Source organism: Stenotrophomonas sp. 115C5, from assembly GCF_056861055.1.
The window spans coordinates 94,823-115,177 of sequence record NZ_JBSPUQ010000015.1 but is presented as its reverse complement, the minus strand read 5'-3'; the positions used below and the strand labels follow the sequence as shown (position 1 = coordinate 115,177).

The following is a 20,355-nucleotide window of genomic DNA, read 5'->3' as shown; positions in this document are numbered from 1 at the left end:
GTCGCGGGGATCTGGGGCGCTCAGTCGCTGCGGGCGGCCTGTTCGCGGTGCCAGCGCATCCACTGCGCCAACTCGGAGGAAGAGGGAGTGCCCAGCTGTTCCAGTTCGGCGATCACGGCGCGCTGGTTGGCATCGGGATGGTTCTGGCTCAGCTTGAGCTTCAGCTGCACCTGCTCGACCTGGAAACGGAAGCCGACGATGGCGCGCAGCTCCGGGCCGTGTTCGGCACGCGTGGCATCGAACTGCCAGGCCTGGCCGACACTGGCCTCGAAACGGTCGCTGATCGTACCGACCAGTTCGGCCAGCGCATCAGTGTCGTCGAAGGTCTGCAGCTTGCCACGCAGTTCGGCGGCGGCGTAGTTCCAGGTCGGCACCCGCGCGGCGGGCTCCTTGTCCGGATACCAGCTGGCCGAGACATAGCCGTGCGGGCCGTCGACCAGCACCTTGGCCGCACCGTTGTGGCGCGACTGCGGGTTGGCGCGGGCCCAGTGGCCGCGTAGTTCGATCTGTTCGCCGTCACGCCGGTACAGCACCGGCATCCGGGTCAGCTCCGGCAGGCCATCGCTACCGGGCGTGAGCACGGTAACGAACGGGTCGCGCGCCAGCAGGCGGTCCAGCCAGAGCAGGTCGGTCTCGGCGAAGGCGCGCGGGGTGAACATGCTGGGGTCAGGCGCGCCCGCCCAGCGACTGGATCATGCGGCCCCGCAGGCCCTCGTCGCTGTCGGCCTGCGGCGGCTGCACTTCGTGCAGGCTGAAGCCGCGCACCAGCGCGTCTTCTTCGTCCAGGCCGTCGTACTCGACGAACTCGGCGTCGAACAGCTGCGAACGGGCGGTGTCTTCGCTGTCATAGCTCAGCGTGTTGCCATCGCTGTCGAGCACTTCGGCGGTGCCGGCCGGGCGCACGCGCAGGCGCGCCCAGATCAGGGTCTTGCCGAGGCTGGCCAGCCACCAGCTGTCGCGCGAGGCGGTGATGTCATTCATGGATGTGTTACCAGAGCGAGGCCAGCCAGAGCAGGGCGGCCATGCCCAGTCCGGCCAGCAGGGTCAGCAGCGATACCCAGGCCGGCGTCGCCAGCCCGGACAGCGAGCGGTCCGGCTGCTGGCGATAGTCGCGGCGCAGCAGCCAGGCCAGGGCATCGGGCTTGAGGAAGGCACCGCTGCCGAAGCGCTCGGCGAGCGCCGGATGGCGGTCGCGCACATGCACCAGGGTCAGCGGCCAGAAGATCACGAAGGCACTGAACCCGGCCACTGCAACGCCGACGAAACAGAGGGCGAAGAACAGGGTCATGGGGCAGTACCTCCGTGGTCGTGTGGGGCTTAGAAGTCCGCGCTGCCCGGGGCGCGCGGGTAGGGGATCGCATCGCGGATGTTGGACAGCCCGCAGACGTAGACCACCAGGCGCTCGAAGCCCAGGCCGAAGCCGGCGTGCGGCACCGAACCATAGCGGCGGAAATCGCGGTACCAGCTGTAGTGCTCGCGATCCAGGCCGAACTGGGCCATGCGCGCATCCAGCACGTCCAGGCGCTCTTCGCGCTGGCTGCCGCCGATGATCTCGCCGATGCCCGGGGCCAGCACGTCCATCGCGGCAACGGTCTTGCCGTCGTCGTTCAGGCGCATGTAGAAGGCCTTGATGTGCTCCGGATAGTTGGTCACCACCACCGGGCGGCCGACGTGTTCCTCGGTCAGCCAGCGCTCGTGCTCGGTCTGCAGGTCCAGGCCCCATTCGACCGGGAAGTCGAACTTCCTGCCGGATTTCTGCAGCAGGCTGACCGCATCGGTGTAGTCGATGCGCTCGAACGGTGCGTTGATGAAGTCTTCCAGCTTGGTGATCGCGTTCTTGTCCACGCGCTCGGCGATGAAGGCCAGGTCGTCGCTGCGCTCGTTCAGCACCGCGCGGAACAGGTACTTCAGGAACTCTTCGGCCAGGCGTGCGTCTTCGGCCAGGTCGGCGAAGGCGATTTCCGGCTCGATCATCCAGAACTCCGCCAGGTGGCGGGTGGTGTGGCTGTTCTCGGCGCGGAAGGTCGGGCCGAAGGTGTAGACCTTGCTCAGCGCCAGGCAGTAGGCCTCGACGTTCAGCTGGCCGGACACGGTCAGGAAGGTTTCCTTGCCGAAGAAGTCGCGGCTGAAATCGATCGCGCCCTTCTCGTCACGCGGCAGGTTCACCATGTCCAGGGTGGACACGCGGAACATCTGGCCTGCGCCTTCGGCGTCGGAGGTGGTGATGATCGGGGTGCTGATCCAGTTGAAGCCGTTCTCGTGGAAGAAGCGGTGCACGGCCTGGGCCAGGCAGTTGCGGATGCGGGTGACCGCACCGAACAGGTTGGTGCGCGGGCGCAGGTGCGCCACTTCGCGCAGGAACTCCGGCGACATCGGCTTGGGCTGGATCGGGTAGGTGAGCGGGTCTTCGACCCAGCCGACCACTTCCAGTGCGCTGGCCTGGATCTCGAACGACTGGCCCTTGCCCTGCGACTTCACCAGGGTGCCGGTGGCGATGACCGAGCAGCCGCTGGTCAGGCGCTTGATCTCGTCGAAGTTGGCCAGGGTGTCGTTGGCCACGACCTGGATCGGGGCGAAGCAGGAGCCGTCGCTCACATTCACGAAGGCCAGATTCGCTGAACCGCGCACCGTGCGCACCCATCCGCGTACCGTGACTTCGCCGCCTTCCGGGATCTTCCCGGCAAGCGCATGTTCAACGCTGACCACCGTCATGACTTGAATCCTCTGCTGATCGACTCGATCTGTGAACACGGGAGTTTACCGGTTGCAGCGTTCTGCTTGCGAGGCATTTTTCGCGGCAACGGCTCCTTATAATGTCCCCGTACCTCTGGAGTAGCCCCATGGCCGTCAGCCTGACCCCCATTGCCTTCGAGCGCGTGCAGCGCTTTGTCGCCCAGACCCCCGGCGCGCTGGGCCTGCGTTTCGGCGTGACCAAGACCGGTTGCTCCGGCTGGGGTCACATCACCGATCTGGCCCGCGACGAGCGCGAGGGCGATACCGTGTTCGACCAGGACGGCGTGAAGATCTACGTCGACGCCAAGAGCCTGGCGCTGGTGGACGGCACCGTGATCGACTTCGGCAAGCACGGCCTGAGCGAGACGTTCACGTTCAGCAACCCCAATGCCACCGCCGAGTGTGGCTGCGGCGAGAGCTTCACCACCGACGCCGACAAGGCCTGACGGCCCGCCGCCGGGCATGGCCCTGCGCTGCCAAGGCGTGCTCTGGTAGGTGCCGACCTTGGCCGGCACGCTGGGCTCGGCAGGGACCCCACGGATGGAACGACCGCTTTTCACCTATCACCCCAACGCCTACGCCCTCTCCTTCGAAGAGGTCGACGGAATCTGTGACTGCTGCGGTCAGGCGCGGACGCTTCGTTACCGGGGGCCGTTCTATACGCATCTGCGGCCGGAGTATCTGTGCCCGTGGTGTATTGCCGATGGCAGGGCGGCGGCCAGTTACGAGGGTGAATTCACCGGCTGGAGCGATATTGAAGGGGTTTCGCCGGATCCGGCCGACCCGCCGCCGACCATCGCCCGTGAGCTGCTGCTGGAGATCTGCGAGCGCACCCCGGGCTACTCGTCCTGGCAGCAATCGGTCTGGTTGAGCCATTGCGAACGGCCCTGCGCCTTCCTCGGTTTTGCCGCCAGCGAAGACCTGCTGCCGCTCCTGGACCAGGTCCGGCCCGATGTGGCGGCGGTCAATCCACGCGACGCCGACTGGGTGCTGGCGCACCTGAGCCGGGACGGGATGATGGTCGGCTGCCTGTTCCAGTGCCTGGAATGCGGCCAGCATCGCCTTCACGTCGACCTGGGATAGCTCCCGGCGGAGTCATGGATCGCCCGGGGCCCGGTAGCAGCCAACCTTGGTTGGCACGGGGTGCTCCCCCCGGTTCAGGTTGCCCCGTGGTTCGCTGGTTGCCCGGCCACCCCATCTGCGCCATAATGCGCGGCTTCCTGCCTCCCCGGCAGGGAGCCCTTGCCCCACCGCGGTCTCAACGGCGGGGGGCTGTCCGGCCGCAAGGCCACATCCGAAAGGTAGAAAAAAACATGAGTCGTCATTACGAAATCGTGTTCATGGTCCACCCGGACCAGAGCGAGCAGGTCCCGGCCATGATCGAGCGCTACAAGTCGCTGGTCGAGAACGGTAACGGCACCATCCACCGTCTGGAAGACTGGGGCCGCCGCCAGCTGGCGTACCCGATCCAGAACCTGGTGAAGGCCCACTACGTGCTGATGAACATCGAAGCCGACCAGGCCGTTCTGAACGAACTGACCGAGAGCTTCCGCTTCAACGACGCCGTGCTGCGCAACCTGGTCATCAAGCGTGACGAGGCTGACACCGAGCAGTCGCTGATCATGAAGAGCAAGGACGAGAAGGGTGACAAGCCGGAGCGCGGTGAGCGCCGTCGTCGTGACGACGAAGAAGGCGAGTCCACCACCACCGCTGACAACGAAGCCGGCGACGACGCCGCTTCCGCCGCCTAAGGAGCCTTCCCATGTCCAAGTTCTTCCGTCGCCGCAAGTTCTGCAAGTTCACGGCTGAAGGTGTGAAGGAGATCGACTACAAGGATCTCAACACCCTGCGCCAGTACCTGACCGAGAACGGCAAGATCGTGCCGAGCCGCGTCACCGGTACCAAGTCGAAGTACCAGCGCCAGCTGGCGACCGCCGTCAAGCGCGCTCGCTTCCTGGCCCTGATCCCGTACACCGACAACCACGACGTCTGATGCCCGGCGGGGCGGCCCGGTGCCGCCCCCGCTGTGCCAGCTATTCGGACAGCCTTTGTTGCGGGGCATCGCCTCGCTAACGAATAACTCATCTGGAGCAATACCATGCAGCTGATCCTCCTGCAGAAAGTCACCAACCTCGGCAACCTGGGCGACCTGGTCGACGTGAAGCCGGGCTACGGCCGTAACTTCCTCGTGCCGCAGGGCAAGGCCGTTCCGGCCACCGAGAGCAACAAGGCCGAGTTCGAAGCCAAGCGCGCCGAATACGAAGCCAAGGCCCAGGCCATCCACGCCGACGCTGACGCCCGCAAGGCCAAGCTGGAAGGTGCGAGCGTGACCATCCCGGCCAACGCTTCGACCGAAGGCAAGCTGTACGGCTCGGTCGGCGCCCGCGAAATCGCCGATGCCTTCACCGCTGCCGGCCTGCCGGTCAGCAAGAGCGAAGTCATCCTGGGCGAAGGCGCCTTCCGCAACATCGGCGAATACGACGTGCTGGTCCACCTGCACGCCGACGTCGAGACCACCGTCAAGGTCGTCGTCGTCGCCGAAGCCTGATCCCACGCCGCAAGGCCTGGCATCACCGCAGAACGGGCGCCCGCAAGGGTGCCCGTTTTGTTTTATGGCTCCGTTTCGTGGCGTCGGGCCACGTCCGGCCGACGGGGTGGGGCTGGACAATATTCCACGCCCATTCGTAGAACACGGCCACATCGGTATACTCAGGGCGTCACACCCGTTCCACGGGCATCGATCCCAGCAGGATCAATGACTTGGAGGGTAAACGCAGGCCGCTTGCCGGCCCCAGTCCGGAACCCCTATGCGTCTTTCCACGATCAAGCTGTCCGGCTTCAAGTCGTTCGTCGATCCGACCACTCTGCACCTGCCGACCAACATGACCGGCGTGGTGGGCCCTAATGGCTGTGGCAAGTCGAACATCATCGACGCCGTGCGCTGGGTCATGGGCGAGAGTTCGGCCAGTCGCCTGCGCGGCGACTCGCTGACCGACGTGATCTTCTCCGGGTCCAATGCGCGCAAGCCGGTCTCGCAGGCCACCGTCGAGCTGATCTTCGACAACTCCGACCACACGATTTCCGGCGAGTACGCCTCGTTCAACGAAATCTCGGTCAAACGCACGGTCAGCCGCGACGGCACCAGCAACTATTACCTCAACGGCACCAAGTGCCGCCGCCGCGACATCACCGATCTGTTCCTCGGCACCGGCCTGGGCCCGCGCAGCTACTCGATCATCGAGCAGGGCATGATCAGCCAGATCATCGAGGCGCGCCCGGAAGACCTGCGCGTGTACCTGGAAGAGGCGGCCGGCATCTCCAAATACAAGGAGCGCCGCAAGGAGACCGAGACCCGCATCCGCCACACCCGCGAGAACCTGGACCGGCTGGGTGACCTGCGCGACGAGATCAGCAAGCAGCTCGAACACCTCAAGCGCCAGGCCAAGCAGGCCGAGCAGTACCAGGCGCTGCAGGAAGAGCGCCGGGTCAAGGATGCCGAGTGGAAGGCCCTGGAGTTCCGCGGGTTGGACGGTCGCCTGTCCAAGCTGCGCGAAGGGCTGTCGCAGGAAGAGACCAAGCTGCAGCAGCTGATCGCCGACCAGCGTGACGCCGAGGCCCGCATCGAGACCTCGCGCGTTCGACGCGAAGAGGCCGCCGACGCGCTCAACACCGCGCAGGCCGCGGTCTACCAGGTCGGCAGCACGCTGGCGCGCCTGGAGCAGCAGATCCAGCACCAGCGCGAGCTGTCGCAGCGCCTGCACAAGGCGCGCGACGAGACCCGCCAGGCGTTGGCCGAACTGGGCCAGCACATCAGCGGCGACGAGGCCAAGCTGATGGTGCTGCGCGAGGCGGTGGAGGCCGCCACCCCGCAGCTGGAAGAGCTGCAGGAAGAGAACGAGATCAAGCAGGAAAGCCTGCGCGAGGCCGAAGACCGGCTGGCCAGCTGGCAGCAGCGCTGGGAACAGCACACCTCGCAGAGTTCGGAGGCGTCGCGCGCCGGCGACGTCGAGCGCACGCGCGTGGATTACCTGGACAAGCAGATCCTCGACGCCGACCGGCGTCGCGAGGCGCTGGCCGCCGAACGCGCCGGCCTGGACGTGGATGCGCTGGAAGAAGCCTTCGAGCAGCTGCACCTGCAGCACGACACGCAGAAGACCGCGCTGGATGAATTGAGCGAAGACGTCGAGCTGCGCAAGCAGGGCGTGACCGCCGTGCAGGAGCAGCAGCGCAATGGCCAGAACGAACTGGCCGAACTGCGCAAGCAGGTCAACGGCCTGCGTGGCCGCCTGGCCTCGCTGGAAACCCTGCAGCAGGCCGCGCTGGGCCAGGAGCAGGGCGCGGCCGTGGCCTGGCTGAAGGCGCGTGGGCTGGATTCGGCGGCGCGCGTCGGTGAACGCCTGGATGTCGATGCCGGCTGGGAAAACGCGGTGGAAAGCGCGCTCGGCCAGTTGATCGAAGGCGTGCTGGTTGATGATCCGGCCAGCCTGGTCGACGTGCTGGGCGAACTGGGCGAGGGCCACATTGCGCTGGTCGCCAACGGGGGGGGCGACGTCAAGGTTGCACCGACCTCGCTGGCCGCCCGCGTGCGTGGCCCGGCAGCGATCCGTCGCCTGCTAGCGCACCTGCACGGTGCCAAGGATCTGGCCGAAGCCAAGGCGCTTCAGGTCGGCCTGCCGGAAGGCGATTCGATCATCACCCAGGGCGGTGAGCGCTTGGGCGAGGGCTGGCTGCGCGTCTCGCGTTCCGGTGCGGCCCAGCAGGGCGCGCTGCTGCGCGAACGTGAGATCAACGAACTGCGTGAGCAGATCGAGCAGCTGCAGGACCGCGAGGCCGAGCTGGAGGAACAGCTGGCAGGCTTCCGCGAGCAGTTGCAGGCCGCCGAACAGCAGCGCGAAGACGCGCAGCGTGCGCTGTACCAGGCCCATCGTGCGGTATCCGAACTGGCAGGCCAGCTGCAGGGCCAGCAGGGCAAGGTGGAGGCCGCACGCACGCGCATCGACCGCATCGAAGGCGAGCTGAAGCAGCTGCAGGATACGCTGGAGGCCAACAACGAACAGGCGCGTGAAGCGCGTTCGCGATTGGAGAACGCGGTCAGCAGCATGGGGGACCTGGAATCGACCCGACAGCGGCTGGAGGGCGAGCGCCGCCAGCTGACCGAGGCCCGTGACCTGGCCCGCGACGCTGCACGCGCGGTGCGCGAGCGGTCGCACTCGCTGGCCCTGACCCTGGAATCACAGCGGGCGCAGCTTGCTTCACTGAGCCAGGCGCTGGAGCGCATGGGTACCCAACGCGGGCAGCTGGATTCGCGCCTGGGCGAACTGCATTCGCAGCTTGACGAAGGTGATTCGCCGGTGGAATCGCTGCAGGCTGAGCACCAGAACGCGCTGGAAGAGCGCGTGCGGGCCGATCGCGTGCTGACCGAGGCGCGCACGCTGCTGGACGGCATCGACGCCGAGCTGCGCAATTACGAACAGACCCGCCACCAGCGCGACGAACAGGCATTGGCCCAGCGTGAGCGCATCTCGCAGCGCAAGCTGGACCAGCAGGCGCTGGTGCTCAGCGCGGAGACCCTGCAGGGGGCGGTGGAGAAGGCCGGGTTCGTGCTGCAGGACGTGCTCAACGCACTGCCCGAGGACGCCCGCCTGGGCGACTGGGAGCAGGCCGTGCACCAGATCGATGGCCGCATGCGCCGGCTGGAGCCGGTCAACCTGGCCGCCATCCACGAGTACGGCGAGGCCTCGCAGCGCTCAGACTACCTGGATTCGCAGCACACCGACCTGACCACCGCGCTGGAAACCCTGGAAGATGCGATCCGCAAGATCGACCGCGAGACCCGCGGTCGTTTCAAGGACACCTTCGATCGTGTCAACGCTGGCGTGCAGGCACTGTACCCGCGCCTGTTCGGTGGCGGCCACGCCTACCTGGAACTGACCGGTGAAGACCTGCTCGACACCGGTGTGACCATCATGGCGCGTCCGCCGGGCAAGCGCGTGTCCAGCATCTCGCTGCTGTCCGGCGGCGAAAAGGCAATGACCGCGGTGGCGCTGGTGTTCGCCATCTTCCAGCTGAATCCCGCGCCGTTCTGCCTGCTGGACGAGGTGGACGCGCCGCTGGACGAAGCCAACGTCGGCCGCCTGGCCAACATGGTCAAGGAAATGAGCGAAAAGGTGCAGTTCCTGTTCGTCAGCCATAACAAGGCGACGATGGAGGCCGCGCACCAGTTGTCGGGCGTGACCATGCGCGAGCCGGGCGTCAGCCGCCTGGTCAGCGTGGACCTGGAAGAAGCCGCGCGATTGGCGGGCGCGGCCTGACGTGCCATCCTAGTTACCTGAATGAACTAGCCGGAGAACCTATCGAATGTCCGACACGGCACTGTTGCGCATCGGCATCCTGGCCGCCGGCCTGCTGTTGATCGCCGCGATCTTCCTGTTTGGCCGTCCGAAAAAGAAGCCCCAGGGCCGCCGCGTGGAAGGCGCGGAACCGAACAGCGGCGAGCGCCGCGAGCCGGTGCTGGGCGAAGATGGCGTCACCGTGGCCGATGGCCGCGTCGAACCGGGCATGGGCACGGAAGGCGAGCAGGCCGAACTCGGCCTGGGCGAAACCGACCCGGGCGCCAGCGACCTTGGCAAGCGCGCCACCCAGGATTTCGACAAGATCGTCTCGCTGTTCGTGGCCGCCCGCGCCGGCGAACAGCTGCGTGGCGAAGACATCGTGGTGGCGGCCGAAAAGACCGGCCTGGTGTTCGGCCACATGAACGTGTTCCACCGCCTGGTGGAAGGCCACCCCGAGCGCGGCCCGATCTTCTCGATGGCCAGCATCATGAAGCCGGGCAGCTTCGACATGGCCAACATCCGTGCCATGGAGACCCCGGCCATCGCCTTCTTCCTGACCCTGCCGGCGCCGCTGACCGCGCTGGACGCCTGGGAGAAGATGCTGCCGACCGTGCAGCGCATGGCCGAGCTGCTCGATGGCGTGGTGCTGGATGACAGCCGCAACGCCCTGGGCCGCCAGCGCATCGCGCACATCCGTGACGAGCTGCGCGCCTACGACCGTCAGCATCAGGCGCCGCCGCTGACCAAGACTCCGCGCTGGTAAATGCATTTTTTCGGTGTGCCGACCAACGGTCGGCACCCACCGTCGGCAACCTCCGGTAGATCCACGCCGTGCGTGGATGTGGTCTACGCCGGTACGCCGGCCACCTTGGCGAACGCGCGGCGGAATGCCGCCATTTCTTCCTCGGAACCCACGGTCACGCGCACGCGCTGTGGCCAGATCGGCCAGCTGCGCCCGATGACCACGCCGTTGTCTGCCATCGCCTTGGCAAAGGCAGCGCCGTCGCGCTGCACATCCACCACGAAGCAGTTCGCTTCCGACGGCACGCAGCTGAAACCACGCTTGCCCAGCCACGCGATGGTGGCCTGCCGGACCTTGGCATTCTGCTGGCGCCGCTGTGGGATCAGCTGCGGGTCGCGCAGGCTGGCCAGTGCAGCGGCCAGTGCCGGCACGGGCAGCGGGTTGTCGCCCAGGCTGGCCAGTTCGCGCAGGCGGTCGGGATGCGCGGCCGCCACGCCCAGGCGCAGGCCGGCCATGCCATAAAGCTTGGAGAACGTGCGCAACACGATCAGGTCATCGCGCTGCGCCACCTGCGCGATCAGGCTCGGCTGCTCGCTGTACTGCAGGTAGGCCTCGTCCAGCAGCACGCGGGTGGAGGCGGGCTTGTGGGCCAGCAGCCAGGCAAGCTCATCCGGTGGGCTGATCGAGCCGGTCGGGTTGTTCGGGTTGCACACATACAGCAGCCCGGTCGGCCGTGCATGCGCGGCGGCGACCATTGCACGCAGGTCATGTGCGCCGTCGTCGCGCAGCGGCACTTTCTGCACGTCCGCACTGTGTGCGGCGGCGACCTCGCCCAGCGTCTCGAAGGTCGGGTCTGCCACCACCAGTCCTGCCTGCGGGCCGGTCCATAGCACGGCGGCACGGTTCAGCGGTTCGCTGGAACCCGGATAGAGTCGCACGTGATCGGCGGGAATACGCGCCTGTTCGATGAAGGCGTCGCGCACCTGTCCGGCCAGTGCGAAACGGTAGCGGCCGCAACCGGCGATGCTGTCGCGCGCGGCCTGCTGGGCAGCGGGCGAGGGGCCGTAGGGGCATTCGTTGAAATTCAGCAGCACCGCACCTTCGGCGGGGGCGGGGGCGGCGGCTGTCGCGGGTTGGGCATGGCCGAGCCGCGGCAGTCCGCTGCCGGCCACGGTGAGGCCAGCACCGGCCAGTTGCAGGAAGCGTCGACGGGAAGCGGGCAGGGGCACGGGCAGGATTCCGAAGGGCAGACCGTCGCACGCTAGCGCCGGTGAGGGTGGGCGGCAAGCTGCATTTGTAGCGTCGAGCCGTGCTCGACTACAGACGTGCCAACCAAGGTTGGCACCTACCGGAACGAGGGAGACGGTTGGCACCTACCGGAACGAGGGAGACGGTTGGGACCTACCGGAACGAGGGAGACGGGTGGCACCTGCCGGAGCGAGGCAGCGCCAGTCGAGCAAGCTCAACGCTACAAAGGCGGGGCCGTTACCGGGCCTGACGGCCGGGCGCGGTAGAATCCCCGGCCATCCCAGAACCACCGGATCCCGATGAGCCCCAGCCCCGCCGAACGCGCCGAAGACCTCCGCCGGCAGATCGCCCAGGCCAACCGCGCCTACCACGAGCTGGACGCGCCGGAGATCCCTGACGTCGACTACGACCGGATGGTGCGCGAGCTGGAAGCGCTGGAGCGCGAGCACCCGGAACTGGCCCGTGCCGACAGCCCGACCCAGCAGGTCGGTGCGCGGCCCTCCGGCCGTTTCCCGGAAGTGCGCCACGCGGTACCGATGTTGTCGCTGTCCAATGCCTTCAGCGATGAAGAAGTGGCCGATTTCGTGCGCCGCATCGATGAGCGCCTGGGTCGTCGCAGCCTGCGGTTCTCGGCCGAGCCGAAGATGGACGGCCTGGCAATCAGCCTGCGCTACGAGGAGGGTCATTTCGTGCTCGGCGCGACCCGTGGCGATGGCAGTACCGGCGAGGACGTGACCGCCAACCTGCGCGAGATCGGTGACATTCCCAAGCGGCTGCACGGCAAGGACTGGCCGGATGTGCTGGAGGTACGCGGCGAGGTCTACATGGCGCGTGCCGATTTCGAGGCCTACAACGAACGTGCCCGCCAGCACGGTGGCAAGGTGCTGGCCAATCCGCGCAACGCCGCGGCCGGCTCGCTGCGCCAGCTCGATCCGAAGATCAGTGCGCAGCGCAGGCTGAGTTTCTTCGCCTACGGCACCGGCGAAGTGCAGGGCGGTGAACTGCCGGACACCCATTCTGGCACCCTGGCCCAGCTCGGTACCTGGGGCTTTCCGGTCAGTGAGCTGTGCAAGGTGGTGGAAGGCACCGACGGCCTGCTCGGCTACTACCGCGACATCGGTGAGCGCCGTGATGGCCTGCCGTTCGATATCGATGGCGTGGTCTACAAGCTCGATGACCGTGCGGGCCAGCAGGCGATGGGCTTCGTTTCGCGCGCGCCGCGCTGGGCCATCGCGCACAAGTTCCCGGCGCAGGAACAGAGCACCACGGTGGAGGCGATCGAGATCCAGATCGGCCGCACCGGTGCCGCCACCCCGGTCGCGCGCCTGGCGCCGGTGGCGGTGGCCGGCGTGATCGTGTCCAACGCCACGCTGCACAACGCCGACCAGATCGCACGCCTGGATGTGCGGGTGGGCGACAGCGTGATCGTGCGCCGCGCCGGCGATGTGATTCCGGAAGTGGTCAGCGTCATTCTCGACCGCCGCCCGCAGGGCACTACGCCGTGGCAGATGCCGACGCGCTGCCCGGTGTGCGGCTCGGAAATCGTGCGCGAGGAAGGTGCCGCCGCGTGGCGCTGTTCGGGTGAGCTGTCCTGCCCTGCGCAGCGCAAGGAGGCCATTGCCCATTTCGCCTCGCGTCGCGCGATGGACATCGATGGCCTGGGTGACAAGTACATCGAAACCCTGGTCGACGCCGGCATCGTCAAGAGCGTGGCCGACCTGTACCGGCTCAACCGTGACCAGCTGCTGCACCTGAAACTGGTACTGGACGCCGAGGATCCGTCAGCACTGGCCGCTGCGCTGAAGCTGCATCTGCCCGCCGAGGGCAGTGGTGCGGTGCTCAATGCGGTGCTCAAGCTGGATGGCAACGATCCGGGCTGGCGCGCGCAGGCGCTGGTGCAGCCGGCCAGCTTCGAATGGAACACGAAGAAGATCGCCACCAAGTGGGCCGACAACCTGATCGCGGCGATCGACGCCAGCCGTGCTGCCACGCTGGAGCGCCTACTGTTCGCGCTCGGCATCGAGCATGTGGGCGAAAGCACGGCCAAGGCGCTGGCGCAGTGGTTTGGTGACCTGGAGCTGATCCGCCATCTGCCGTGGCCGTTGTTCAAGCGTGTGCCGGACATCGGTGGCGAAGTGGCGCGCTCGCTCGGCCATTTCTTCGAGCAGCAGGGCAACCAGCAGGCCATCGATGACCTGTTGCTGGTTGGCCAGGTGCGCATCAGCGACGTGCATGCGCCCAGCGCCAAGCTGCGCGAGGGTCTGGATCTGGCGCAGCTGCTGGTCGAGTCGGAAATCCCCGGCATCACCCGCCTGCGTGCGGAGAAGCTGGTGGCTGCGTTGCCTGGCGCGCAGGCCGTGCTCGACGCCGAGCATGGCCAGTTCGTCAACGCCGGCCTACCGGACGACACTGCGCGTGGTTTGGCAGAGTGGCTGGATGCCGAAGGCCATGGCGCGATGCTGCTGGCGGCCGAGAAGGCGATGCAGCAGATCCTGGCCAAGGCGCCGGCGCTGGCCGAGATTGTGGCCGGCCCATTGGACGGGCAGACCGTGGTGCTGACCGGCACCCTGGCCCAGCTTACCCGCGATGCCGCCAAGGAGCGCCTGGAGGCCCTCGGCGCGAAGGTCTCAGGCAGCGTGTCGAAGAAGACCAGCTTCGTGGTGGCCGGTACCGAAGCCGGTTCCAAGCTGGACAAGGCGCAATCGCTGGGCGTGCCGGTGTGGGACGAAGACCGCCTGCTGGCCTACCTTGCCGAACACGAATGATGACCCCGCCGGGGCCTCGCGCCCGGCATGAAAGACAAAGGAACACCGATGCAGACCGCCCCGCTGGATTTCCGCCTGGCCACCCGAGCTGACGAGGAGCAGTTGATCGCGTTGATGCGCGAGTTCTACGCCGAAGACAGGATCGACTTCGATGACGCGCGCGTGCGTCGCGGTGTGGATGCGCTGCTGGCTGACCCGCGCAATGGCGAAGTGCTGCTGTGGCTGGACGAGGCGGGCGAGGTGGTCGGCTACGCAGTGATCGCGATGGGCTTCAGCCTGGAGCAGGGCGGCCACTTCATGCTGCTGGACGAGCTGTACCTGAGCCATCGCGCGCGCGGTCGTGGCCGCGGCAAGCAGGCGCTGGCCATCTGCGAACAGCGCGCTCGCGGGCGTGGCGTCAGCCGCCTGCGCCTGGAAGTGAACCACCACAACGAACTGGCCCGGCGCCTGTACCTGGCCAGCGGCTACATCGATGACACCCGCGATCTGCTGACCCTGCCGCTGGATCACCCGCGCCCGGAGGGCATCCTGTGAGCGAGGCCCTGCTGCGCGTGCTGCAGCAGCGCGCCGCGCTCAATGCGCTGGTGCGCCGCTTCTTCGCCGAGCGCGATGTGCTGGAGGTGGAGACGCCGATCCTGTCGGTGGCCGGCAACACCGAGCCGAACATCGACAGCTTCCATACCGATTTCACCGGCCATGTCGATGCCGGCGGACGCCGCCGCTGGCTGCGCACCTCGCCGGAGTATCCGCTCAAGCGCCTGCTGGCGGCGGGTGTGGGTGACTGTTACGAACTGGGCCGGGTGTTCCGCAATGGCGAGGCGGGCGGCCGCCACAATCCGGAGTTCACCATGCTGGAGTGGTACCGGGTCGGTTGGGACCACCATCGCCTGGTGCAGGAAACCGCCGAGCTGGTTGGCCAGGCGCTGGCCCTGGTCGGGCGCAGTGCGACGCTGCGTGTGCTCAGCTACCGCGAGCTGTTCCAGCAACATGTGGGCGTGGATCCGTTGGATGCTGATGAGGCCGCGCTGCGTGCCGCGCTGGGCGAGGTGCACATCGACCCGGTCGGGCTGACCCGTGACGATTGGCTGGATCTGCTAATGACCCACCATATCCAGCCGCACTTCGATGACGGGGTGATGACCGTGGTGCATGACTGGCCCGCGAGCCAGGCGGCGCTTGCGCGCATCCGTGCCGGCACGCCGCCGCTGGCGGAGCGTTTCGAGCTGTACCTGGGTGCAGTGGAACTGGCCAACGGCTATCATGAACTGAACGACGCGCACGAACAGCGTGTGCGATTCCAGCGCGACCTGCAGCGCCGCCATGAGCGCGGCCAGGTGCAGCCGGCACTGGACGAAGCTTTGCTGGCCGCATTGCCCTCGATGCCTGCCTGCGCCGGCGTGGCGGTGGGTGTCGATCGGTTGTTGATGGCGATGAACCGCACGCCGCGTATCGCCGATGTGCTGGCCTACGACTTCGCCCACGCGTGAGCGCGGTGCGCACGTTCCTGAACATCGAAGACTGAACGGAATTCCGCGTTTCTGCGCTTGCTTCGGTAAGTAGGATGATGCTCTTATCACGGCAGATGCCGGACACTGGCACGCAGTTCATCCATTCCTGCTGGGGAAGGCTTTGGTCAAGTGGTTTGCGGTTGTCGCTGCACCGGTGTACTCCATCGCGCTCTGGGGTGCCTGGCTGCCGTCATCGGCGTCGGCCCAGCAGGCGGGCTATGACGGCGAAGTGGTGACCTGCGAATCGCGCGACATGGGCTGGGTGCATTGCGATATCGACGTCAGCAATGGCATCGACCTTGTGCGCCAGCTGTCCAGCAACAGCTGCATCCGTGGCAGCGAGTGGGGCACCGACCGCAGTGGCGTGTGGGTCACCCTGGGCTGCCGGGCCGAGTTCCGTGCGCGTCGAGCGCAAGGTGCAGCGCCTGCGGCAACGGAAGGCAAGCGCCTGGTCCGCCGTGTGGTGCGCTGCGAATCCAATGGCCGCCCGCAGAGTTGCCCGGTGCGCCTGGACGGGGCGCCGGTGCGCCTGCTGCGCCAGCTCTCGGTGCTGCCGTGCCGCGAAGGGCAGGGCTGGGGCTACAAGCGCAATGAAGTCTGGACCAGCCGTGGTTGCCAGGGCGATTTCGAAGTGGCTGACGAGGACGGCCGTTTTGTCGACGTGCCGCGCCGCCTGACCTGCGAGTCGAAGTCGAAGAAGCGCCGCTTCTGTGGCGCGAGCATTTCGGTCGGCGCCGTCGTCACCGAACAGTTGTCCAGCACCCCGTGCGAGGAAGGCAACACCTGGGGCTGGAACCGCAACGGGATCTGGGTGGACGGCGGCTGCCGCGCCGAATTCTCGGTGAATTGAGCCGGGGCAGGCTCCAACCGCGCGGGGCGTGGCCCTACAATGGGGCCATGAACACTGCCTCCGACATCGACTACGCCCGTTACGACCACATCCGCCCGATCCTCTGGACCGGCGATGCCCTGCAACTGCTGGACCAGCGCAAGCTGCCGTTCGTGGTCGAGCACGTGGTCTGCCATGACAGTGACGAGGTTGCCGCCGCCATCCACGCGCTGACCGTGCGTGGCGCGCCGGCCATCGGCATTGCCGCGGCCTGGGGCGTGGTGCTGGCCGCACGTGACGTGCAGGCCGCTGATGGCGCGCATGCGCTGCAGCAGCTGGAGCCGGCGCTGCAGCGCCTGAACGCGTCGCGCCCGACCGCTGTCAACCTGGCCTGGGCGCTGGCGCGCATGCGCCGCTGCCTGAATGCCGCCGGTGCCGACTGGAAGGCCGCGCTGGAAGCGGAGGCGCAGGCCATCGCCGAGGAAGACCTGGCGGCCAACCGCCACATGGGCGCGCTGGGCGCCGGCCTGATCGAGGCCGGTAGCGGCGTGCTGACCCATTGCAACACCGGCTCGCTGGCCACCGCCGGCTTCGGTACCGCGTTGGGCGTGATCCGTGCCGGCATGGCCCAGCACCGCATCGCCCGGGTATTTGCCGGCGAGACCCGGCCGTGGCTGCAGGGCGCACGTCTGACCGTGTGGGAGCTGCAGCAGGATGGCATCGACGCCACCCTGATTGCCGATTCGGCCGCCTCGCACCTGATGAAGACCGGTGCCGTGCAGTGGGTGATCGTGGGTGCGGACCGCATCTGCGCCAACGGCGATACCGCCAACAAGATCGGTACCTACCAGCTGGCTATTGCCGCCCGCCATCACGGGGTCAAGTTCATGGTGGTGGCGCCGTCCTCGACCGTGGACATGGAAACCGTGGACGGCAGCCAGATCGAGATCGAGCAGCGTGACCCGGGCGAGCTGTATGGCGTGGGCGGGACCCGCACCGTGGCCGAAGGCATTGCCGCCTGGAACCCGGTGTTCGACGTCACCCCGGGCGAGCTGATCGACGCCATCGTGACCGAGCGCGGGGTGATCCTGAACCCGACCACCGAGAACATGCGCGCCGCCTTCGGCGGTTGAGGCGGGCAGGGTCGCGGATGTCTGTAGAGCCGAGCCCACGCTCGGCTCAGCCAGCGAATCCGCCGCAGCCGAGCATGGGCTCGGCTCTACAGGGGCGGTATGGGGCCCTAAGTTCCTGATTTGTGCCGGTAAAATCCCCGTAAAGGGAGGCGGAAAACGGCCTGTTGTGGTAGTATCCACAGGTTGAATCGAGGTTCCGGCACGACCCCCTCCCGCAGAGGGCTGCGCCGGACTGGACCGCTACCAGACAACGGAACCCGAATGGCAGAAACCGCCAAGGAAATCATCCAGGTCAACCTGGAAGACGAGATGCGCAAGAGCTACCTCGATTACGCCATGAGCGTGATCGTGGGCCGCGCGCTCCCGGATGCGCGCGACGGCCTCAAGCCGGTGCATCGCCGCGTGCTGTTCGCGATGAATGAACTGAACGCGCACAGCAACAAGCCCTACTTCAAGTCGGCGCGTATCGTCGGTGACGTCATCGGTAAGTACCACCCGCATGGCGATCAGTCGGTGTACGACACGCTGGTGCGCCTGGCACAGCCGTTCTCGCTGCGCTACATGCTGGTCGATGGCCAGGGTAACTTCGGCTCCATCGACGGCGACTCCGCCGCAGCGATGCGATACACCGAAGCGCGCATGTCGCGCCTCGCGCATGAGCTGATGGCCGACATCGACAAGGAAACCGTCGATTTCCAGCCCAACTACGACGAAAAGGAACTGGAGCCGACGGTCATGCCGACCCGGTTCCCGAACCTGCTGGTCAATGGTTCGGCCGGTATCGCGGTGGGCATGGCGACCAACATCCCGCCGCACAATCTGAGCGAATCGATCAACGCCTGCATCGCGCTGATCGACAACCCGGAAATCGACGTCGACGGCCTGATGGAATACATCCCGGGTCCGGATTTCCCGACCGCCGGCATCATCAATGGCACCGCCGGCATCGTCGCCGGCTACCGCACCGGCCGTGGCCGCGTGCGCATCCGTGCCAAGGCCGATATCGAAGTGGCCGACAACGGCCGCGAATCGATCATCGTCACCGAGATTCCTTACCAGGTGAACAAGGCGCGTCTGATCGAGAAGATCGCCGAGCTGGTCAAGGAAAAGAAGATCGAAGGCATCAGCGAGCTGCGCGATGAGTCCGACAAGGACGGCATGCGCATCTACATCGAGATCAAGCGCGGTGAATCTGCCGAGGTTGTGCTGAACAACCTGTACCAGCAGACGCAGATGGAATCGGTGTTCGGCATCAACATGGTGGCGCTGGTCGATGGCCGCCCGCAGTTGATGAACCTCAAGCAGATGCTGGAGGCGTTCGTCCGCCACCGTCGCGAAGTGGTCACCCGCCGCACCGTGTTCGAGCTGCGCAAGGCGCGTGCCCGTGCCCACGTGCTGGAAGGCTTGACCGTCGCGCTGGCCAACATCGACGAGATGATCGAACTGATCAAGACCTCGCCGAACCCGAACGAAGCACGCGAGCGCATGCTGGCGCGCGTGTGGGAGCCGGGCCTGGTCGGTGCGATGCTGGGCGCCGCCGGTGCCGAAGCCTCGCGTCCGGAAGACCTGCCCAAGGGCGTGGGCCTGATCGAGGGCGGCTACCAGCTGACCGAGATCCAGGCCACCCAGATCCTGGAAATGCGCCTGCACCGCCTGACCGGGCTGGAGCAGGACCGCCTGACCGACGAGTACAAGCAGCTGCTGGAAGTGATCGCTGGGCTGATCCACATCCTGGAAGACCCCGACCGCCTGCTGCAGGTGATCCGCGAAGAGCTGGTCAGCGTCAAGGCCGAGTTCGGCGACGAGCGTCGTACCGAGATCCGCCACAGCGAAGAAGACCTGGACATCCTCGACCTGATCGCGCCGGAAGACGTGGTGGTCACCGTGTCGCACGCCGGTTACGTGAAGCGCCAGCCGGTGAGCGTGTACCGCGCGCAGCGCCGTGGCGGCCGTGGCCGCAGTGCGGCGGCGACCAAGGAAGAGGATTTCATCGAACAGCTGTGGCTGGTCAACACGCATGACACGCTGCTGACCTTCACCAGTTCGGGCAAGGTGTTCTGGCTGCCGGTCTACCAGCTGCCCGAAGCCGGTTCCAACGCTCGTGGCCGTCCGATCATCAACTGGATCCCGCTGGAACCCGGCGAGCGCGTGCAGGCCGTGCTGCCGGTACGCGAGTACGCCGATGGCCAGTTTGTGTTCTTCGCCACGAAGAACGGTACGGTCAAGAAGACCCCGCTGGGCGAGTTCGCCTTCCGTCTGGCCCGCGGCAAGATCGCGATCAACCTCGACGAGGGCGACGCGCTGGTTGGCGTCGGCCTGACCGACGGCGAGCGCGACATCCTGCTGTTCGCCTCCAACGGCAAGACCGTGCGCTTCGGCGAGGACAAGGTCCGCTCGATGGGCCGTACCGCGACCGGCGTGCGTGGCATCAAGATGCCGGCCGGCGAGGAAGTGGTCAGCCTGATCGTGGCCGAAAGTGCCGGTGGCATCGAGGACGAGAACGAGGACGACAACGGTGTCGAGGAAACCGCCGCCACGGGCGATGCGGTGATCGACGGCGCCGACGACGCCAGCGTGCAGTACATCCTCACCGCCACCGAGAACGGCTACGGCAAGCGCACCCCGCTGCCGGACTACCCGCGCAAGGGCCGTGGTACGCAGGGCGTGATTGGCATCCAGACCACCGAGCGCAACGGCAAGCTGGTCGCCGCGGTGCTGATGGGCTCCAGCGACGAAGTCCTGCTGATCTCCGACGGTGGCACCCTGGTGCGTACGCGTGGCTCGGAAATCAGCCGCGTCGGCCGCAACACCCAGGGCGTGACCCTGATCCGCCTGTCCAAGGACGAGAAGCTGCAGGCGGTGGAGCGCATGGATGCCTCGATCGACGAGGACGAGGACGAGGTGGCGGCCGCCGCCCCGGCCACGACCGACGGCGCACCGGCTGCAGCCAGCAGCGAGGACGCCGCGCAGGAGTGATCCTGCCGCGAGCCTGAGGTACCCGACGACGCCGGCCCTGGGCCGGCGTCGTCGTATCCGGATGCCGCACATACGCGCGCGCTTCACGT

General features: G+C 66.9%; 18 protein-coding genes. 13 read left to right on the top strand and 5 right to left on the bottom strand.

Annotated features, from left to right (window positions below; translation table 11 throughout):
• Positions 1 to 20: 20 nt before the first annotated feature.
• The 4 genes from AC13FN_RS16560 to asnS are packed head-to-tail and all read right to left on the bottom strand — an operon-like array spanning position 21 to position 2,712.
• Complete coding sequence (locus AC13FN_RS16560) at positions 21 to 659, bottom strand: FMN-binding negative transcriptional regulator (protein ID WP_312391002.1); 639 nt, start codon at positions 657 to 659, stop codon at positions 21 to 23.
• Positions 660 to 666: 7 nt separating this feature from the next.
• The gene (locus AC13FN_RS16555) at positions 667 to 981 is read right to left on the bottom strand and encodes a hypothetical protein (RefSeq protein WP_482984968.1); all 315 of its coding nucleotides are present in this window, start codon (positions 979 to 981) and stop codon (positions 667 to 669) included.
• Positions 982 to 988: 7 nt separating this feature from the next.
• Positions 989 to 1,288 (bottom strand): hypothetical protein, encoded by a 300-nt coding sequence (locus AC13FN_RS16550; RefSeq protein WP_005417403.1) that lies wholly within the window; start codon positions 1,286 to 1,288, stop codon positions 989 to 991.
• 29 nt (positions 1,289 to 1,317) lie between these two features.
• The gene (gene asnS / locus AC13FN_RS16545) at positions 1,318 to 2,712 is read right to left on the bottom strand and encodes an asparagine--tRNA ligase (RefSeq protein WP_049436745.1); all 1,395 of its coding nucleotides are present in this window, start codon (positions 2,710 to 2,712) and stop codon (positions 1,318 to 1,320) included.
• Between the two features lie 128 nt (positions 2,713 to 2,840).
• On the opposite strand from asnS, the gene AC13FN_RS16540 reads away from it, so the two are divergent.
• From AC13FN_RS16540 to zipA, 7 genes are all read left to right on the top strand, one after another.
• Positions 2,841 to 3,179: a HesB/IscA family protein gene (locus AC13FN_RS16540; RefSeq protein ID WP_006376495.1), complete on the top strand. Its 339-nt coding sequence runs from the start codon at positions 2,841 to 2,843 to the stop codon at positions 3,177 to 3,179.
• Between the two features lie 94 nt (positions 3,180 to 3,273).
• Entirely contained in the window at positions 3,274 to 3,816 is a 543-nt protein-coding gene (locus AC13FN_RS16535) for a CbrC family protein (RefSeq protein WP_482984969.1), read from the top strand.
• 230 nt (positions 3,817 to 4,046) lie between these two features.
• Complete coding sequence (gene rpsF / locus AC13FN_RS16530; protein ID WP_006452997.1) at positions 4,047 to 4,484, top strand: 30S ribosomal protein S6; 438 nt, start codon at positions 4,047 to 4,049, stop codon at positions 4,482 to 4,484.
• Positions 4,485 to 4,495: 11 nt separating this feature from the next.
• Positions 4,496 to 4,726, top strand: coding sequence for a 30S ribosomal protein S18 (rpsR, locus tag AC13FN_RS16525; RefSeq protein ID WP_002804494.1), 231 nt, complete (start codon positions 4,496 to 4,498; stop codon positions 4,724 to 4,726).
• Between the two features lie 105 nt (positions 4,727 to 4,831).
• Complete coding sequence (rplI, locus tag AC13FN_RS16520) at positions 4,832 to 5,281, top strand: 50S ribosomal protein L9 (RefSeq protein WP_014037734.1); 450 nt, start codon at positions 4,832 to 4,834, stop codon at positions 5,279 to 5,281.
• 259 nt (positions 5,282 to 5,540) lie between these two features.
• On the top strand, positions 5,541 to 9,044 hold the full coding sequence (gene smc / locus AC13FN_RS16515) for a chromosome segregation protein SMC (RefSeq protein ID WP_049436743.1): 3,504 nt from the start codon (positions 5,541 to 5,543) through the stop codon (positions 9,042 to 9,044).
• Positions 9,045 to 9,090: 46 nt separating this feature from the next.
• Positions 9,091 to 9,828, top strand: coding sequence for a cell division protein ZipA (gene zipA / locus AC13FN_RS16510; RefSeq protein ID WP_049436742.1), 738 nt, complete (start codon positions 9,091 to 9,093; stop codon positions 9,826 to 9,828).
• An 83-nt stretch (positions 9,829 to 9,911) separates the two neighbouring features.
• On the opposite strand, the gene AC13FN_RS16505 is transcribed toward zipA, so the two are convergent.
• Entirely contained in the window at positions 9,912 to 11,036 is a 1,125-nt protein-coding gene (locus tag AC13FN_RS16505; RefSeq protein ID WP_049436741.1) for a pyridoxal phosphate-dependent aminotransferase, read from the bottom strand.
• Positions 11,037 to 11,348: 312 nt separating this feature from the next.
• Between AC13FN_RS16505 and ligA the strand changes: the two genes are divergently transcribed.
• The 6 genes from ligA (at position 11,349) to gyrA (ending at position 20,266) form a co-directional block, all read left to right on the top strand.
• The gene (ligA, locus tag AC13FN_RS16500) at positions 11,349 to 13,820 is read left to right on the top strand and encodes an NAD-dependent DNA ligase LigA (RefSeq protein ID WP_231298836.1); all 2,472 of its coding nucleotides are present in this window, start codon (positions 11,349 to 11,351) and stop codon (positions 13,818 to 13,820) included.
• 48 nt (positions 13,821 to 13,868) lie between these two features.
• On the top strand, positions 13,869 to 14,354 hold the full coding sequence (locus AC13FN_RS16495) for a GNAT family N-acetyltransferase (protein WP_049436739.1): 486 nt from the start codon (positions 13,869 to 13,871) through the stop codon (positions 14,352 to 14,354).
• A complete protein-coding gene (epmA, locus tag AC13FN_RS16490) occupies positions 14,351 to 15,307 on the top strand; it encodes an EF-P lysine aminoacylase EpmA (RefSeq protein WP_482984970.1) in 957 nt (318 codons plus the stop codon). The genes AC13FN_RS16495 and epmA overlap by 4 nt, the downstream gene beginning before the upstream one ends.
• A 142-nt stretch (positions 15,308 to 15,449) precedes the next feature.
• Positions 15,450 to 16,178, top strand: coding sequence for a DUF3011 domain-containing protein (locus AC13FN_RS16485; protein WP_010480486.1), 729 nt, complete (start codon positions 15,450 to 15,452; stop codon positions 16,176 to 16,178).
• A 47-nt stretch (positions 16,179 to 16,225) separates the two neighbouring features.
• Positions 16,226 to 17,290, top strand: coding sequence for an S-methyl-5-thioribose-1-phosphate isomerase (mtnA, locus tag AC13FN_RS16480; protein ID WP_054172117.1), 1,065 nt, complete (start codon positions 16,226 to 16,228; stop codon positions 17,288 to 17,290).
• Between the two features lie 261 nt (positions 17,291 to 17,551).
• A complete protein-coding gene (gene gyrA / locus AC13FN_RS16475) occupies positions 17,552 to 20,266 on the top strand; it encodes a DNA gyrase subunit A (RefSeq protein WP_054172116.1) in 2,715 nt (904 codons plus the stop codon).
• Positions 20,267 to 20,355: the final 89 nt, after the last annotated feature.

Bases quoted from the DNA above. Each gene is read 5' to 3' on its own strand.
- smc (WP_049436743.1), top strand. From the start codon at position 5,541: ATGCGTCTTTCCACGATCAAGCTGTCCGGCTTCAAGTCGTTCGTCGAT.
- AC13FN_RS16560 (WP_312391002.1), bottom strand. From the start codon at position 659: ATGTTCACCCCGCGCGCCTTCGCCGAGACCGACCTGCTCTGGCTGGAC.
- rpsF (WP_006452997.1), top strand. From the start codon at position 4,047: ATGAGTCGTCATTACGAAATCGTGTTCATGGTCCACCCGGACCAGAGC.
- AC13FN_RS16550 (WP_005417403.1), bottom strand. From the start codon at position 1,288: ATGACCCTGTTCTTCGCCCTCTGTTTCGTCGGCGTTGCAGTGGCCGGG.
- AC13FN_RS16555 (WP_482984968.1), bottom strand. From the start codon at position 981: ATGAATGACATCACCGCCTCGCGCGACAGCTGGTGGCTGGCCAGCCTC.
- rpsR (WP_002804494.1), top strand. From the start codon at position 4,496: ATGTCCAAGTTCTTCCGTCGCCGCAAGTTCTGCAAGTTCACGGCTGAA.
- zipA (WP_049436742.1), top strand. From the start codon at position 9,091: ATGTCCGACACGGCACTGTTGCGCATCGGCATCCTGGCCGCCGGCCTG.
- AC13FN_RS16495 (WP_049436739.1), top strand. From the start codon at position 13,869: ATGCAGACCGCCCCGCTGGATTTCCGCCTGGCCACCCGAGCTGACGAG.
- AC13FN_RS16535 (WP_482984969.1), top strand. From the start codon at position 3,274: ATGGAACGACCGCTTTTCACCTATCACCCCAACGCCTACGCCCTCTCC.
- mtnA (WP_054172117.1), top strand. From the start codon at position 16,226: ATGAACACTGCCTCCGACATCGACTACGCCCGTTACGACCACATCCGC.
- gyrA (WP_054172116.1), top strand. From the start codon at position 17,552: ATGGCAGAAACCGCCAAGGAAATCATCCAGGTCAACCTGGAAGACGAG.
- AC13FN_RS16540 (WP_006376495.1), top strand. From the start codon at position 2,841: ATGGCCGTCAGCCTGACCCCCATTGCCTTCGAGCGCGTGCAGCGCTTT.
- asnS (WP_049436745.1), bottom strand. From the start codon at position 2,712: ATGACGGTGGTCAGCGTTGAACATGCGCTTGCCGGGAAGATCCCGGAA.
- rplI (WP_014037734.1), top strand. From the start codon at position 4,832: ATGCAGCTGATCCTCCTGCAGAAAGTCACCAACCTCGGCAACCTGGGC.